Here is a 14764-nt window from a genome sequence, read left to right as displayed (position 1 = left end):
CCAAAACACTTCCCCACCAGCACAAAGCTACCCAGCGCTGAATGTCGCCTTCACGGCGCACGCGTTGCGATTGAAACCAGGCTATGCCCAAGTTGAACAGTGCTGGCAGAACATGCGGGGAACGTCAGGCGTTAAGTAGCTGATTTTGCTGGTAGTGGATTTGGCGGCAAAATGGGGTGTGCTAACAACATTTCGCCTGTGACTGGTGGTTTGGTTTATCTTCACAGGTGCAGGTAGTAACAACCTGACCATGTATGTCGTCGAACGAGTCGCTCGCGGGCACCGCTATCTTTACCTGGTCGAGAGTGTGCGCGAGGGCAAAACCGTCCGTCAGCGCACGATCAAGGCTCTGGGCCGCAAGGATGTGCTGGCCGCGAGTGGTGAACTCGACAGGCTGGCCGCCTCGATTGCCCGCCACGCCGAACGCAGCGTCATTCTGTCCGATATCGATGCAGGCCGGATCGCAGCTCGCAGGATTGGCGGCCCGTTGCTGTTCGGGCGCCTGTGGCAGCGGCTTGGTGTCGATGCGGTACTGGAAGAGGTGCTGGAAGGCCGCCAGTTCGGCTTTGCCGTGGAGCGCGCCGTATTCGTCGCCACACTGCACCGCCTGTTCGTCTCCGGCTCGGACCGAGCCTGCCTGGACTGGATGGAGAGCTACGCCATCGACGGCAGCGAGGATCTTGCCCTCCATCACTTCTATCGCGCCATGGCCTGGCTCGGCGAGGAGATCGAGGAGAAGGCAGAAGGGGGATTGGCACCTCGCTGCGTGAAAGACGTGATCGAGGAGAAGCTGTTCGATCGCCGCCGAGACCTGTTCACCGACCTCAGTCTTGTATTCATGGATACGACGTCGCTCTCGTTCTACGGCGCCGGCGGCGACACGCTGGGACGGCGCGGTTATTCCAAGGACCACCGGCCCGAGCTTGCCCAGCTGATCCTGGCCGTCGTGATCGACGCCCAGGGGCGTCCGATCTGTACCGAGATGGTCCCGGGCAACACGGCTGACGTGAAGGTGCTCATGCCCATCGTCACGCGCCTGCGCACCCGCTTCGGCATCACCCGCTCGTGCGTTGTGGCCGATCGCGGCATGATCAGCGCCGATACGATCGCCGCCCTTGAAGAGCTGGGCATGGAATACATCCTGGGTGCGCGAGAGCGCACCAGCAGCGTCATCCGCGATGTCGTGCTGAACGACACGGCCCCGATGGTGCCCCTGGTTCTCGAGCGGCAGGCAGGAGACACTCAGCTGTGGATCAAGGAAGTGCGCGTTGGCAAAGGCGCAGATGCCCAGCGCTATGTCGTCACACTCAACGAAGCTGAGGCAAGGAAGGACAAAGCCGATCGGCAAGCGATCATCGATGGCCTCCAGACCCAGCTGAAGAAGGGTGACAAGGCCCTGGTTGGTAACTCAGCTTATCGCCGCTATCTCAAGGCCAGCGGCAAGACCTTCGAGATCGACATGGGCAAGCTTGCTGACGAGGCCCGCTACGATGGTATCAGCGTGCTGCGCACCAATGCCCGGATCACCCCGCTGCAGGCGGCCATCCGCTACCGTGACCTGCTTCAGGTCGAAGCCCTGTTCCGCGTCGCCAAGGCGAGCTTCGATACCCGTCCCATCTTCCATCAGTCCGATGCCGCTATCCGCGGCCATGTGTTTGTCTCGTTCCTCGCTCTGACGCTGGCCAAGGAACTCACCCGTCTTTGTCAGGAAAAGGGCTTCCAGCCCGAATGGCAGCCGCTCCTCAACGATCTCGATCGTCTTCAGGAAGCCACCATCGAAAAGGACGGCAAGGTCATTACCACCCGTACCCACGTCTCGGGCCAGGTGGGGAATGTCTTCAAGGCAACCGGCATCGCGCTGCCGGCCAATATCAGCGAGTTGCCACCGCAAACCTGAGCCTCTGCAAACTCAACCGACCCCAAAAATGTAGTGGTAACACTTGCGCCTGCGCGCGCATGTCATTGAACAAAAATACATTTTCGAAACGCACTGTTCAAGTTGGGCTATGCTTACGCGAGTCCGTCGTTGAGCACATGTGAGAGGCGGCTATGAAGCATCTCCACATCATTACGGGAGTAGGCATTCGGTGAAGACCGCGCGTTACTGGTGATCGCGTTTATGCTCGCCGAGCAAATCGCGAAGGCACTCGATGTCATCTTCGGACAGGGCCAGAGAGGTGGCCTGGAGAAACTGGACAGCGTGATAAGTGGATTTTCTGCCTGACGGGGGCCATGTTGGCCGCCAGACAGGAGCAGAGATGAGCAGACGTCCCCGCCGCAATCACAGCCCGGCGTTCAAGGCGAAGGTGGCTTTGGCTGCCTTGAAGGGCGAGAAGACGCTGGCCGAACTGGCGCAGCAGTTTGATGTCCATGCCAACCAGATAACCACGTGGCGCGCCCAGTTGCTGGAAGGGGCAGCGGGCGTGTTTGGTGGCGAGAGTGCCGCAGAGAACGCCGAGCCCACTGTCGATGTCAAAACGCTGCATGCCAAGATCGGTGAACTGACGCTGGCGAATGATTTTTTGGCAGGCGCGCTCGGCAAAGCGGGTCTGTTGCCGAGCGCAAAGCGATGATCGATCGGTCACACAGCCTGCCGGTGGCGCGTCAGGCTCGGGAGCTGGGGATCAGCCGGAGCAGCGTGTATTACCTGCCAGCGCCCGTGTCTGCCACCGACCTGGGCATCATGCGGCGTATGGATGAATTGCATCTGGAATACCCGTTTGCGGGCAGCCGGATGCTGCGCGACCTGCTGCGCCAAGAGGGCACCGCGATCGGCCGCTGCCACGTCGCCACCTTGATGAAGAGGATGGCGATCGAGGCGATCTATCGCCGGCCCAACACATCCAAGCCCGCGCCTGGGCACAAGGATCTATCCGTATTTGCTGCGGAAATTGCCGATCACGCGGCCCAATCAGGTGTGGGCAACTGACATTAGCTACATCCCCATGGCCAGAGGCTTCGTCTATCTAGTGGCCATTGTCGACTGGTTCAGCCGCAAGGTCCTGAGCCACCGCGTGTCGATCACGATGGAGGCTGACTTCTGCGTCGAGGCGCTGGTGGAAGCGATCGCCCGCTACGGCAGGCCCGAAATTTTTAACACGGATCAGGGCAGCCAATTTACCAGCATGGCCTTCACCAGCGTGCTGCTGCGCGAGAAGATCGCCATAAGCATGGACGGCAGGGGCGCCTGGCGCGACAATGTCGTGGTCGAGCGCCTATGGCGGTCGGTGAAATATGAGGAAGTCTATCTCAAGGCCTATGCCACGGTCAGCGAAGCGCGGGCGGGAATTGGCCGATATTTGCGCTTTTACAATGAGAAGCGACCACATTCCAGCCTGGCCGCCAGAACGCCCGACCAAACCTATTTTGACAATCTGCCCACGACAATGGCAGCATGACTTTGGCCGCCGGCGGTGGGCCTCATTCCAGTCGGGCTACGCCCTTCTTCCATGACACCCACCGCCGGCATATGAAAACGACAACCCGCAGACGACCCACTTATCCGTGGCCAAATGCTGTTCAGCCTAACTGGGCCACCTCTCTCGCGGGCACCGCTATCTTTACCTGGTCGAGAGTGTGCGCGAGGGCAAAACCGTCCGTCAGCGCACGATCAAGGCTCTGGGCCGCAAGGATGTGCTGGCCGCGAGTGGTGAACTCGACAGGCTGGCCGCCTCGATTGCCCGCCACGCCGAACGCAGCGTCATTCTGTCCGATATCGATGCAGGCCGGATCGCAGCTCGCAGGATTGGCGGCCCGTTGCTGTTCGGGCGCCTGTGGCAGCGGCTTGGTGTCGATGCGGTACTGGAAGAGGTGCTGGAAGGCCGCCAGTTCGGCTTTGCCGTGGAGCGCGCCGTATTCGTCGCCACACTGCACCGCCTGTTCGTCTCCGGCTCGGACCGAGCCTGCCTGGACTGGATGGAGAGCTACGCTGTTGATTGCCACTGAGAAGTGACCCGGGGTTTCCATTGAGAATTGACCCGGGTGGGTATGGGTTATGTGCTGCCGTATCCCGGCAGGTTCAAGATGCTGGCTTCTCCTTTCTGGCTTTTGGCGCAGCGGTGCTGGCACGGAAGCGGAAGCTGTCGTTTCCGGTTTCCAGGATGTGGCAGTGGTGGGTTAGCCGATCGAGCAACGCGGTGGTCATCTTGGCATCGCCGAACACGCCAGCCCATTCGCTGAAGCTTAGGTTGGTGGTGATGACGACGCTGGTGCGCTCGTACAGCTTGCTGAGCAGATGGAAGAGCATGGCTCCGCCCGATGGACTGAAGGGCAGATAACCCAGCTCGTCGAGGATGAGCAGGTCGAGACGTAGCAGGCGTTCTGCCAGCTGGCCGGATCGGTTCATGGTCTTTTCCTGCTCAAGCGCATTGACCAAATCGACCGTGGAGAAGAAGCGGACCTTCTTGCGGTGATGCTCGACGGCCTGGACGCCCAGCGCAGTTGCGATATGGCTCTTGCCGGTTCCGGGCCCGCCAATCAGCACGACATTGTCGGCGTTTTCCATGAAGTCGCCCTGATGAAGCTGGCGCACGAGGGCTTCGTTTATCTCACTGGCAGCAAAGTCGAAGCCAGCCAGATCCTTATAGGCCGGGAAGCGGGCCGCCTTGATTTGATAGGCGATGGACCTGACCTCGCGTTCGGCCATCTCTGCCTTCAGGAGTCCAGCGAGCATCGGCACGGCAGCATCGAAGGCAGGCGCGCCCTGCTCGATCAGTTCGTCGGCGGCCTGAGCCATGCCGAACATCTTGAGGCTGCGCAGCATGACGACGACCGCGGCGCTGGCGGGGTCATGACGCATGGCGGATATCCCTCAGCCTGTCATAGCGAACGACATTGGCCTCGGGCTCCTGCGTCAGGCGCAGGGCCTGAGGCGCATCGATCGGCGAAGCTGGAGGCGCCTTGCCGTCGATGAGGCGATGTAACACGTTGAGAACGTGGGTCTTGGTGGCGACACCGGCCTCCAAAGCCAACTCGACCGCGCTCAACACAGCCTGTTCGTCGTGATGCAGAACGAGAGAAAGTATCTCGACCATCTCCCTGTCGCCACCAGGGCGCTTGAGCAGATGGCCCTGTAACTGCCGGAAGGCTTCGGGCATCTCGAGGAAGGGGGCGCCATTACGCAAGGCGCCGGGCTTGCGCTGGATTACCGCCAGATAATGCCGCCAGTCATAGATTGTGCGTCCCGGCTTGTGATGAGAGCGCTCGATGAGCCGGGCATGTTCGCACACGATCTGGCCTTCGGCCGCTATGACCAGACGATCAGGGTAGATCCGCAGGCTGACCGGTCGGTTCGCGAAGGAGGCAGGTACCGAGTAGCGGTTGCGGTCAAAGGCGATGAGGCAGGTCGGCGACACGCGCTTGATCTGCTCGACAAAGCCATCGAAGGGCCGGCCCAGCGGCATCAGGCAGGAAACTTCCTCGGCATGCGCATCGGCCACCGTGCCGGGCATGACGCCATGCTGGATATCGCTCCATTGGACGATGCATTGCTCTTCCAGCCAGGCGTTCAGCTCAGCCAGGCCAGGGAAACTGGGCATCGGTTGCCACAACCGGCGCCGAGCGTCCTGGACGTTCTTCTCGACCTGACCCTTCTCCCAACCAGAAGCCGGATTGCAGAAATCCGTCTCGAACAGATAGTGGCTGGCCATGGCGGCAAATCTTGCGTTGACCTGCCGCGCCTTCCCGGTCCCGATCTTGTCGACAGCGGTCCTCATATTATCGAAGATCCCACGCTGGGGCACGCCGCCCAGCACTCGGAACGCCTGCGTCAGCGCGTCGAACAGCATCTCATGGGTCTGGAGCAGATAGGCGCGGACGATGAAGGCGCGGCTATGCGCCAGTTTGGTATGAGCGACCTGCAGCTTCGTGGGCTTGCCATCCAGCACGGCATAGTCCTCGCTCCAGTCGAACTGGAACGCCTCGCCAGGCTGGAAAACCAGGGGCACGAATGTTCCACGCCCGCTGGTCTGCTGCTCATATTGCAGCTCGGTCCGCCATCGTCGGGCAAAAGCGGCAACCCGGTTATAAGAGCCATCGTATCCCAGCTCGACCAGATCAGCATGCAACTGCTTGGCAGTCCGCCTTTGTTTACGGGACTTCTTGGATTCCACTCGCAACCAGGCCGTCAGCTTCTCGGCGTAAGGGTCGAGCTTGCTCGGCCGGATCGGAACCTTGAAGTTCGGCTCAATCGCGTCAGAACGCAGATATTTGCGGATGGCATTGCGGGACAGGCCGGTCCGCCTCTTGATCTCCCGAATGGAGATCTTCTGCCGGAAATGCCACCGGCGGATCACACTGAGTAAGTCCATGTTGATCACTCCACGACCCTCCGACTGGCAGCCGGAGGCGAGGGAAACATGGGTCAATTCTCAATGGTAATTTATACGCCCCCCGGGTCACTTCTCGGTGGCAATCAACACGAAGTAACCTTGCACCAACCATGGAATGATCTTGCGCGCGATTGTTCGATAAGGGGTATGTGGACTGGCCCCAGCTACTTCGGCGCCATGACCACCGCAAACAACCGATCAAGGTTCAACTGCTGCTCTTGAACGGCTGGGTTTTCGGCGTATTTCGGAAGCCCGAACGGCAGGCTCATACTTTCATATGTAGCCGAAGTCTCGGCGTCCGTCAGAAGGCCTCGATTCCGTAGGATGTTGGCAAGACTGACAATCCCATTGATCGCAGAAACATCCGACGCCTCGCGAGCCTCAATCAGGACCTTTTCGGTAAGATTGGGGCTTTCTGTCATTGCGAAGCACCGAGTCCTTGGCTCGCGACAGATCTTTCTTGCGCGGCGAGCTCGCGTTTGCGTGCGACGTCAAGGACCTGCTTGGCCATCGTCCGCCACGCCGTCTCCGAGCGCAAGGCGCGTTGCCGCACGTTTTCCAGCACGGAACCTGCTGCTTCCTGTGCCGCCTGTTCCGCACGTTCAGTGAGGAATTCATAAGAAAGCGCCATAAACATCCACTCCTAGTACGAGGTGCAGAGAAATCGGAGGCCCCGGTATCCCTCAACGGATTGCCGGTACCTCCGTCGATCAGTTGGCGCAGCTGAGATTGACTGCCGATTCCTTGCCGTTGCGGCCGGTTTCGACCTCGTAGGACACGCGCTGGTCCTTGCTCAGCGTGTCCAAGCCGGCTGCTTGCACGGCAGAAATGTGGACGAAGCTGTCCTTGCCGCCGTTATCAGGCTGAATGAAGCCATAGCCCTTGCCTTCGTCGAAGAATTTTACGGTTCCGATTGTCATGGTCGTTTCCTTTCAAGAAACGGAAGTGACCGTTAGCGATTGCTGACGGTGTCGTGCGTCAAGTCGTTACTTGAAAGGAAGCCGTCGTCGTGCAGGAACGGAAACTAAGTGCCCAGACCTGAAAACCAAACCGGCGATACCCGTCGAACTTCAACGAGAGCAGGATTAGGGCGCCAGCAGCATGGCGCGGTGCTGTCAGGCGCGTGCAGGCGCCGCAACGCGTGTCATGCTCCAGGCACAGGCTGCCGCGGCGCCCAGTTCGCGCTGAAAGGCGCTGATCTGGCCAGCGATGAACGAGGCCTCGGCGAGATGCGCCTGGCGATCATCCTTGCTGGCCGAATGATCGGCACGCATCAGCGCATGCTGGTGAGCGGCGTATTCCTTATTGATATCCATGGGAAATATTCTCCTTGGGGCGGTCATGCCGCGAGCCTCCCGCAGGGGCTTTTCTGATCAGTCGACCATCGCAGCGACCAGTCGTCGCAGTTCGAGGGGCGAAAGCATGGCGGCAAAAATCGGGTGCCGTTCCATGGATTCGTTCTGCGCCGCGCTTTTGCGCGGTGAGACGGTGTGGCGCCTGGTGGCACCGGCATTCATGCAATTCATTGTATCCTTGCGCGCAGCGGTTTTGCTGCGGTCTTTTGAAATCGGGTTAGCGCCTGATTATACGCCGCCGGACAAAGCCTGGCCCTGGGGCCGGGTGTCCGTTCGCGATAGATGATCCGACCTTTGGTCAGATCATAAGGCGTCATTTCCACGTGTACGTGGTCTCCAACGACCGAGCGGATCCGGCAACGGCGCATTTTACCTGCCGTGTAGGCGATGATCCGATGCTCATTCTCTAGCGTCACGCCGAAGCGGCCGTCAGGCAGGATCTCATCCATCGTGCCTTCCAAAATTATGAGCTCTTCTTCCGCCAAACCCGTTCCTTGCGTACAAATAACCGTCCGCGACCGGGCGTGTCCCGACGCAGAGCCATGCAGAATGAAAGGGAAGAGGCAGGCCGACGAAGCGGCTATCAAATTCCGTCGCAAACGACGTTAAGCAATTTCCATATAATGCAATGTTCAAAAATTGCAAGCTGTCTGTGACAACAGGTTTGAAAGAGCTTTCATAGCTTAACATTCATACCATCTTTTTCTGGTCGCATCGCACTCGCTACAACAACCAAATCAGGATGGCGATGAAGAGCTGAAACCGCGGCTCTGTGGCCGCTGCGGCCAAAACTCCGTAGGCTTTATATGCCGCCATGCCCAATCACCTGCCGACCGGTGTGTACGAACGCGTTGCCGCAATGACAATTGCCACCGCCTGCCAAAACAGGCCTTCCGCCGTGCTGCACTGCAACGGCGCAAATTGCTCGAGGCCAGCTGATGGCGCGCCCCGTCAAGGGCCGGCAGCTAGCTTGCCTCCGTCGCTCCGAACCCGACATTCAGGAACCGGCCAATGCAGGTCGTTCACGTTCGCTCACACTTCGGTTAACGGAGGGCGGCTTCCAGGATGATCGGACGGGGCATCGAGTGACCGCTCTGTCGGCTTTTGGTTTGAGAGCGCAGGGCAGGGGTTTGACTACTACGCTGCCCAATTCAGACAGCGCTGGCTACAAGGGCCCCGGACAGCTCAATGTCGACCTCGCGTATTCGGAGCAGAATCCGAGATTGCGAGGTTAAGGCGCGTGGGCCCCTTCAACTCTGATACAGGGTCATATGGCGGCCTACATTACCCACCGGGGCTGGCGCGCACTTTATCAGGCGAACTGCGGGACCGTTTTTAGGGGTTGCATCTTCCCAGAAAACGAGCCTTTATCTTATCTCTCATCTGCATCGAATTTGAGCCGCGGGACGCTGAGCAGATCGAAATGAGGTACATCCGCATGGCTAAGCCACCCAACGAGGTCCGCGTCAAATTGTCCGCCGAACTAATGGAGCGTGCAGCAATCTGGTTCGCCCGCATGCGAGGACCGAACTCGACGAGTTTCAGGTCCGAATTTGAACGTTGGAGGGGAAGCCATCCCTTCAATCAAGCCGCGTACGAGCGCGCCGGAGAGATATTTGCGGCGGCCCGCTTCCTAGCATCAGAGAAGCGTAATCCTTTGCGACCGGCCAATGCTGACATTGCGAATATCTAGCCATGAAGTCGCCCTAACAGGTTGCGGAAAAAGGCACTTTCCTTGGGCCGCTTGAGGTGATTCAGAGTAACCGTCCGATTGTTACCGCGGTGGTTGGGCCTTGAAGCGAGTGGCGAGTTCGTGATCGTCAACGAAGTCATCGAGGAAGCCGTGCCAGGTCTGGGTGGTGCGGCGTGCTTCTCGAAGCATATCTGACAATTCGTCGACGCCATCGTCGGTGAGCGCCGTAATGGTCTCATCGGGGCCAGTGTAAACGCTGATGATGCTGCCGTATGTCAGATTGTCGCCGCTCCAGATGATGGCTTGCAACAGCTCCACATCCTCGCCGAGCATTTCGGCAGCATAGGCCAGTGTGTGCACATGGGTGATCGTGGCCATCAGGCTACCTCTGCCAACGGTACCAAGGGCACCCATTTCCAAGGCAGCAATTCGTCGATCCGGTTGATCTTATGATCGTGGATACGGCCGAGCACGTCGGCGAGATAAGCCTGCGGGTCCAGACCGTTCATCTTGGCACTTTCAATAAGCGTCATGGCCCGTGCCAGGGTTTCAGCGCCTGCTTCGGAGCCGGCGAAGAGCCAGTTGCGTCTTCCCAGACCAATAGGTCTCACGGCTCGCTCAGCGGCATTGTTATCAATGGCGACACGCCCATCCTCGGTGAACAATGAGAAGGCTTGCCAGCGCCCCAAGCCATACCGAATGGCGTTGGCTAGGTCGCCCTTGACGGGGATTCGGGTGAGTTGCTGCTCGGCCCAGGCGCGCAACGCCTCGAGTTTGGGTTTGCTATGCTCCTGGCGGACGGCACGCCGAACATCGGCAGGTTTCCCGGCGATTTCGCGTTCGATGTCGTACAACTGGCCGATGCGATCGAGGGCTTCTCGCGCTATTGGGGATTTGTTCGCTTTCCAGATGTCGTGGAAGTCACGCCGCCAATGGGCGAAGCAGGCAGCTTCCCGGAAGCGCGGTTCGCCGTCTGCGCCGGGCTCATATAGCTTCGCATATCCCTTGTAGGCGTCGGCCTGGAGAATGCCGCTCGCATTGCAAAGGTGGTTTTGCACGTGCTCCGCCTTCCAGTTGGGGGCAAAGCGATAGACCACACCCGGCGGTGCCGGCCCGTTCCACGGGCGCTGATCGCAGACATAACCCCAGATCCTGCCTTGCTTCACGCCCTTACCGAGCCCCTTGGCCCGCCTTGTGTGATCCAGCACCTGGATCGGTGTATCATCGGCGTGGATGACGGTGCTGGCCAGGACCGATGCCTCAATACGCTCGATCAAGGGCTGCAGGCTTCGCATCGCCTTGCCGCACCAGTCAGCCAGCGTGCTGCGGGGAATGTCAGCGCCCATGCGGGCAAGGATTTCGTTCTGCCGGTACAGCGGCAAGTGATCGTCGAACTTTGAGACGAGCACGTAGGCAAGCAGGCTGCTTCCGGCCATGCTGCCGGGGATCGGGCGGCTCGGAGCCGGCACCTGCACCATTTTCTCACAGCAGCGGCAGGACTTCTTCGGCCGCGCGACCTCGATCACCTTCAGCTTAGCGGTAATCATTTCGATGATTTCGCTCACGTCCTCGCCGACGAGGCGTAACTCGCCCCCGCAATCGGGACAAGCGCTGCCCGGGTCGAGTTCTTTTCGCTCGCGCGGGGTGTCAGGCGCAACGCGCGGGCGCCGGGCCATGGCCCGTGCACTGTCTACGTGCGCAGTGGCCTCATCCTCTTCGACATCACTCGGTAACGCGACGGTTTGTGCCGCGGCGACCAGAATGTCCTCTAGGGCCAGTTCCAGCTGCTCGATCTCGCGTTCGATCTTTTCCGAGGATTTGCCGAAGGCCTGTTTCTTCAGTTTGGCAATGCGCAGACGCAGGGCCTGAACCACCAGATCATGTGCACGGACCGTTGCCGCCAGCTTCGCGTTTTCCGCCTGCAAGTCGGCGATTATCGCCTTCAGCAAAGCTGGGTCTTCGGGAAGATTTTGCGCCGCGCTCAGCATGATCCCGCTTACCAGCCAAGGGCAGGAATATCCATGAAAACAGGTAGATTCAGAAACAAAAATCAGCCCACCTGGGCAGGCGGCGCGCCCCAATTTGGACGCCTCCAGTCGATGCCTTCCCAAAGCATCGCGAGCTGGGCCGAGGTCAACCGCGCCGTCCCGTCTGCAGCGGAAGGCCAAGGAAAACGGCCACGCTGCAAGACCTTGTAGTACAGGCAAAATCCCTGCCCATCCCAGTACAGGAGTTTCACTCTGTCGCCGCGACGTCCTCGAAAAGCGAACACCGCCCCGCTTGTCGGTTTCTGTCGCAGTACCGTCTGGGCCAGCTGACCAAGGCCAGAGATGCCTTTGCGCATATCAGTGACGCCGCAGGCCAAATAAACCCGCACGCCAGTTCCCGGCCCGATCACGCCGCCTCCACGCAGCGGATGAGCCGTGCCAGGGAGATGACCTCGATGTCGCTTCCAAAGCGCAAAGTCCGGCCTTTCGTCAAGCGCAGCTCAACCATGGACGTCGCGCCTGGGCCAGGGTTGTAAGCAACTTCAGGGGCTTGAACGGCAGGCAAGTCCAGGGGAAGAAAGACAGGCTCGGGGGCGGCTCCCAAGAGCCCGCGCTTCTTCAAATCATACCGCCAAGTATAAATCTGTTGTCGGGTTACATCGTGGCGCTGCGCCACCTCTGTCAGTGTAGCGCCATTCACGCCAACGGCACCAATGATCTCCAGCCGCTGCTGATCCGTCCACCGGCGCCGACGTTCCTGACCCAGTATCTCCACCCTCATCGCAATCCCCGATCAAGAGACGTCGTTAGCGACGTCGCTATGACCGTCTCTTAAGAGATTATCGCTCCATCAGGCAGGCGGTCCCAATCGGACGGTTACGATTCAGACGCCTTCAACTGAGGTTGAAAGATTTAAGATGCGCGGCGGCGATTACCGGAGCGAAGGGCTGTTTTCTTACGTAAGCTGCGAGGCCCGGGTTCCGGCGGGCCATCCACTTCGGGCGATCCGTGCGATCGTCGACGAAGCTCTCGGGATGATGTCTGCTGATTTCGATGCGATGTATTCGCGCATCGGCCGGCCATCGATCCCGCCCGAGAAGCTGCTCCGCGCGTTGCTCCTGCAGGCTTTCTATACGATCCGCTCGGAACGCCAGCTCATGGAGCAGATGGATTACAACCTGCTTTTCCGCTGGTTCGTCGGCCTGGCGATGGATGCGCCCATCTGGGATGTGACGGTCTTCACCAAGAACCGCAAGAGGTTGCTGTCCGGGGACGTCGCCGCCAGGTTTCTGTCGTCCGTCGTCGGGCAGGAGCGCGTACAGGCTCTCCTGTCGGCCGATCATTTCTCTGTGGACGGCACGTTGATCGAAGCGTGGGCCAGCGTGAAGAGCTTCAGGCCCAAGGATGAAGGCGGCCCCGGCGATGACGGTGATGGCGGGGCGATATCCAGCCAGAACAAGCAGGGCACAGGGCCGACTGGCCGCAATGCCGAACGCAATTTCCGGGGCGAGAAGCGCAGCAATGCAACCCATGCATCGACCACCGATCCCGATGCCCGACTATTCAAGAAGGCCCGCGGCCAGGCAGCGAAACTGTGCCACATGGCCCATGTCCTCATGGAGAACCGCAATGGTCTCATTGTCGATGCGATCCTCACTCACGCCACCGGCACCGCCGAACGCGAGGCCGCACTGACCATGCTGGGCCGGATGGAAGGGCGCCATCGGATCACGCTGGGCGCGGACAAGAACTACGACACCGCCGCATTCGTCGAGGCATTGCGCGAGATGGACGTCACCCCGCATGTGGCCCAGAACAACACCAATCGCCGTTCTGCCATTGACGGGCGTACGACAAGACATCCCGGCTACGGCCTCTCCCAGAAAATCCGCAAGCGGATCGAGGAAGTGTTCGGATGGGCGAAAACCTGCGGCACCATGCGAAAAACCCGACACCGTGGGCAAGATCGCGTCGGATGGTCCTTCACGCTCACCGCTGCCGCCTACAACCTCATCAGACTGCCGAAACTGCTGGCTGCGGCCTAGCCTTGCCGGTCCTTCGCTAAGGACCGGCCGAACAAGGCAGGTCTCGCTGAATTTCACACTGAAATGGCCAAGGCCCTCGTCTCGCAACTTCGAGGTTAGGGGCGTTGGTGATTATGGGGCGCCTTTTTCCGCGACCTGATAAGCCAGCATCTCGCGCACCAAATCGCTATCAGCCCCTTGCTCAATCAGCTCAACAAGGGCCATTCTGTCCTCGGTCATCGTCTTCTTCTCCAGGTTCGAGTTCGCATCCGAACCCTACCAGAAGATCGACGGTGGCCACCCTCTCAGGGAAACCTTCCTACACCACCCCGCGGGACACGACCTATTTGCCCCCCTTGCCCAGTGATGCCATCAAGATCCGAACGATGACAAATACAGGGAGGCTCTACGTATGATCGGCAGGATCGGTGTCTTTGCACTTGCGGCTGGGCTTTTGTAGTATCCCAAGGCGTCGCGGCACAGCCTGCTGACTATCCGACCCCGGAGCCTGCAAGTGCGCCGGCCGAACCGACCGCCATGCCGCTCTATGGTGCGAAAACCCCCGGCAGGAGCGACACCGAAGTCTGGTCCCGCTATTTCGGCAAGGATTACTCGGTTCGAAACGTGACCGACCGACCCTTACCCCTGTCCTCCCCGATCCGGAGAAGGCGACAGGAGCTGCGGTCGTCGTCGCACCCGGCGGCGCTGTCATGGCCTTGTCCATGACTCACGAGGGGTGGGAAGTCGCCCATGCCCTCGCCCAGCGCGGGATTGCGGCATTTGTCCTGAAGTATCGGCTCCTGCCGACTCCGGCAGACGAAAAGGAAGCCGGTAAATACATCTGGGCCAAGATGGCGGACGGTTTGCCGGACCCCACGAAAATGCCGGTGCTTGCCAATCCCTTGGCGACGGAAGACGGCCTTGCCGCCTTGGCCATGGTCCGCGAGAACGCGGCCCGTGGAACATCGATCCATCGCGCGTCGGCATGATCGGGTTTTCGGCCGGAGCCATGACGTCGTTGCAGGCTGTTCCGGCGGCGAAGCCAGGCGCGCGACCGGCTTTCTTCGGTTATATCTATGGTCCGCAGGCGCGGATCGAGGTTCCTGCGGATGCGCCGCCGATGTTCGATGCCATTGCGTTGGACGACCCGCTTTTCCCATCAATGGGTTTCCCTATCGCCCAGGCCTGGCAGGCGGCAAAGCGACCGGTCGAAATACACGGCTACCAGCAAGGCAGCCATGGATTCGGTCTCGGCAAGCCGAACACGACCACGACTCTGCTGATCGATGAATTCACTGCATGGCTGAGCATGCAAGGCTTCATTCCTTCCAAAAAATAGACCGACCGATAGTGCGATTTACGAGTTTACGCTTTG

The 14764-nt window shown here is 59.9% G+C and carries 16 protein-coding genes and 3 pseudogenes; 7 read left to right on the top strand and 12 right to left on the bottom strand.

The genetic code is table 11. The features are described 5' to 3' along the window. Positions 1–250: 250 nt before the first annotated feature. From ACZ1II_RS07615 to ACZ1II_RS07605, 3 genes and pseudogenes are all read left to right on the top strand, one after another. Complete coding sequence (locus ACZ1II_RS07615; protein ID WP_465144544.1) at positions 251–1897, top strand: IS1634 family transposase; 1647 nt, start codon at positions 251–253, stop codon at positions 1895–1897. Between the two features lie 361 nt (positions 1898–2258). Next, positions 2259–3398: pseudogene (locus ACZ1II_RS07610) on the top strand (IS3 family transposase). Between the two features lie 130 nt (positions 3399–3528). Next, positions 3529–3936: pseudogene (locus ACZ1II_RS07605) on the top strand (IS1634 family transposase); the annotation flags it as partial. 82 nt (positions 3937–4018) lie between these two features. Here ACZ1II_RS07605 and istB read toward each other — a convergent pair. From istB to infA, 8 genes and pseudogenes are all read right to left on the bottom strand, one after another. Next, positions 4019–4798 carry an IS21-like element helper ATPase IstB gene (gene istB / locus ACZ1II_RS07600; protein WP_132470100.1) on the bottom strand — a complete coding sequence of 260 codons (780 nt, stop codon included), beginning with the start codon at positions 4796–4798 and terminating at the stop codon, positions 4019–4021. Continuing rightward, complete coding sequence (istA, locus tag ACZ1II_RS07595; RefSeq protein ID WP_465143800.1) at positions 4788–6308, bottom strand: IS21 family transposase; 1521 nt, start codon at positions 6306–6308, stop codon at positions 4788–4790. The genes istB and istA overlap by 11 nt, the downstream gene beginning before the upstream one ends. A gap of 185 nt (positions 6309–6493) precedes the next feature. Next, the gene (locus tag ACZ1II_RS07590) at positions 6494–6751 is read right to left on the bottom strand and encodes a hypothetical protein (protein ID WP_465143799.1); all 258 of its coding nucleotides are present in this window, start codon (positions 6749–6751) and stop codon (positions 6494–6496) included. Then, a complete protein-coding gene (locus ACZ1II_RS07585) occupies positions 6748–6960 on the bottom strand; it encodes a hypothetical protein (RefSeq protein ID WP_465143798.1) in 213 nt (70 codons plus the stop codon). Before ACZ1II_RS07585 ends, ACZ1II_RS07590 begins: the two co-directional genes overlap by 4 nt. Before the next feature lie 79 nt (positions 6961–7039). Beyond that, positions 7040–7249 (bottom strand): cold-shock protein, encoded by a 210-nt coding sequence (locus ACZ1II_RS07580; RefSeq protein ID WP_465143797.1) that lies wholly within the window; start codon positions 7247–7249, stop codon positions 7040–7042. Between the two features lie 195 nt (positions 7250–7444). Beyond that, the gene (locus tag ACZ1II_RS07575) at positions 7445–7645 is read right to left on the bottom strand and encodes a hypothetical protein (protein ID WP_465143796.1); all 201 of its coding nucleotides are present in this window, start codon (positions 7643–7645) and stop codon (positions 7445–7447) included. Positions 7646–7702: 57 nt separating this feature from the next. Then, on the bottom strand, positions 7703–7846 hold the full coding sequence (locus ACZ1II_RS07570) for a hypothetical protein (protein WP_465143795.1): 144 nt from the start codon (positions 7844–7846) through the stop codon (positions 7703–7705). Between the two features lie 55 nt (positions 7847–7901). Then, positions 7902–8169: pseudogene (gene infA, locus ACZ1II_RS07565) on the bottom strand (translation initiation factor IF-1). A gap of 938 nt (positions 8170–9107) precedes the next feature. Here infA and ACZ1II_RS07560 point away from each other — a divergent pair. Further along, positions 9108–9377 carry a FecR/PupR family sigma factor regulator gene (locus tag ACZ1II_RS07560; RefSeq protein WP_465143794.1) on the top strand — a complete coding sequence of 90 codons (270 nt, stop codon included), beginning with the start codon at positions 9108–9110 and terminating at the stop codon, positions 9375–9377. An 81-nt stretch (positions 9378–9458) separates the two neighbouring features. Here ACZ1II_RS07560 and ACZ1II_RS07555 read toward each other — a convergent pair whose 3' ends face one another. The 4 genes from ACZ1II_RS07555 to tnpA all read right to left on the bottom strand — a co-directional run bounded on the left by ACZ1II_RS07555 (position 9459) and on the right by tnpA (position 12140). Then, a complete protein-coding gene (locus tag ACZ1II_RS07555) occupies positions 9459–9755 on the bottom strand; it encodes a hypothetical protein (RefSeq protein WP_465143793.1) in 297 nt (98 codons plus the stop codon). After that, positions 9755–11365: an IS66 family transposase gene (gene tnpC / locus ACZ1II_RS07550; RefSeq protein WP_465143792.1), complete on the bottom strand. Its 1611-nt coding sequence runs from the start codon at positions 11363–11365 to the stop codon at positions 9755–9757. The genes ACZ1II_RS07555 and tnpC overlap by 1 nt, the downstream gene beginning before the upstream one ends. Before the next feature lie 62 nt (positions 11366–11427). Then, on the bottom strand, positions 11428–11754 hold the full coding sequence (tnpB, locus tag ACZ1II_RS07545) for an IS66 family insertion sequence element accessory protein TnpB (protein ID WP_465144543.1): 327 nt from the start codon (positions 11752–11754) through the stop codon (positions 11428–11430). 17 nt (positions 11755–11771) lie between these two features. Next, a complete protein-coding gene (gene tnpA, locus ACZ1II_RS07540; RefSeq protein ID WP_465143791.1) occupies positions 11772–12140 on the bottom strand; it encodes an IS66-like element accessory protein TnpA in 369 nt (122 codons plus the stop codon). Between the two features lie 142 nt (positions 12141–12282). On the opposite strand from tnpA, the gene ACZ1II_RS07535 reads away from it, so the two are divergent. From ACZ1II_RS07535 to ACZ1II_RS07525, 3 genes are all read left to right on the top strand, one after another. Then, positions 12283–13410, top strand: a complete 1128-nt coding sequence (locus ACZ1II_RS07535; protein WP_465143790.1) for an IS5 family transposase — start codon at positions 12283–12285, stop codon at positions 13408–13410. 701 nt (positions 13411–14111) lie between these two features. Further along, entirely contained in the window at positions 14112–14378 is a 267-nt protein-coding gene (locus tag ACZ1II_RS07530) for a hypothetical protein (RefSeq protein WP_465143789.1), read from the top strand. After that, positions 14375–14728: an alpha/beta hydrolase gene (locus tag ACZ1II_RS07525; protein ID WP_465143788.1), complete on the top strand. Its 354-nt coding sequence runs from the start codon at positions 14375–14377 to the stop codon at positions 14726–14728. Before ACZ1II_RS07530 ends, ACZ1II_RS07525 begins: the two co-directional genes overlap by 4 nt. The last annotated feature ends 36 nt before the right edge of the window (positions 14729–14764 follow it).

Source organism: Novosphingobium sp. BL-S-20, from assembly GCF_055521635.1.
Note: the sequence above shows the minus strand (reverse complement) of the source record. Positions and strands in the feature narration are given on the sequence as shown.

Bases quoted from the DNA above. Each gene is read 5' to 3' on its own strand.
- ACZ1II_RS07535 (WP_465143790.1), top strand. From the start codon at position 12,283: ATGCGCGGCGGCGATTACCGGAGCGAAGGGCTGTTTTCTTACGTAAGC.
- ACZ1II_RS07570 (WP_465143795.1), bottom strand. From the start codon at position 7,846: ATGAATGCCGGTGCCACCAGGCGCCACACCGTCTCACCGCGCAAAAGC.
- ACZ1II_RS07590 (WP_465143799.1), bottom strand. From the start codon at position 6,751: ATGACAGAAAGCCCCAATCTTACCGAAAAGGTCCTGATTGAGGCTCGC.
- ACZ1II_RS07560 (WP_465143794.1), top strand. From the start codon at position 9,108: ATGAGGTACATCCGCATGGCTAAGCCACCCAACGAGGTCCGCGTCAAA.
- istB (WP_132470100.1), bottom strand. From the start codon at position 4,798: ATGCGTCATGACCCCGCCAGCGCCGCGGTCGTCGTCATGCTGCGCAGC.
- ACZ1II_RS07525 (WP_465143788.1), top strand. From the start codon at position 14,375: ATGATCGGGTTTTCGGCCGGAGCCATGACGTCGTTGCAGGCTGTTCCG.
- ACZ1II_RS07530 (WP_465143789.1), top strand. From the start codon at position 14,112: ATGACTCACGAGGGGTGGGAAGTCGCCCATGCCCTCGCCCAGCGCGGG.
- ACZ1II_RS07615 (WP_465144544.1), top strand. From the start codon at position 251: ATGTATGTCGTCGAACGAGTCGCTCGCGGGCACCGCTATCTTTACCTG.
- ACZ1II_RS07580 (WP_465143797.1), bottom strand. From the start codon at position 7,249: ATGACAATCGGAACCGTAAAATTCTTCGACGAAGGCAAGGGCTATGGC.
- tnpC (WP_465143792.1), bottom strand. From the start codon at position 11,365: ATGCTGAGCGCGGCGCAAAATCTTCCCGAAGACCCAGCTTTGCTGAAG.
- ACZ1II_RS07585 (WP_465143798.1), bottom strand. From the start codon at position 6,960: ATGGCGCTTTCTTATGAATTCCTCACTGAACGTGCGGAACAGGCGGCA.
- ACZ1II_RS07555 (WP_465143793.1), bottom strand. From the start codon at position 9,755: ATGGCCACGATCACCCATGTGCACACACTGGCCTATGCTGCCGAAATG.
- istA (WP_465143800.1), bottom strand. From the start codon at position 6,308: ATGGACTTACTCAGTGTGATCCGCCGGTGGCATTTCCGGCAGAAGATC.
- ACZ1II_RS07575 (WP_465143796.1), bottom strand. From the start codon at position 7,645: ATGGATATCAATAAGGAATACGCCGCTCACCAGCATGCGCTGATGCGT.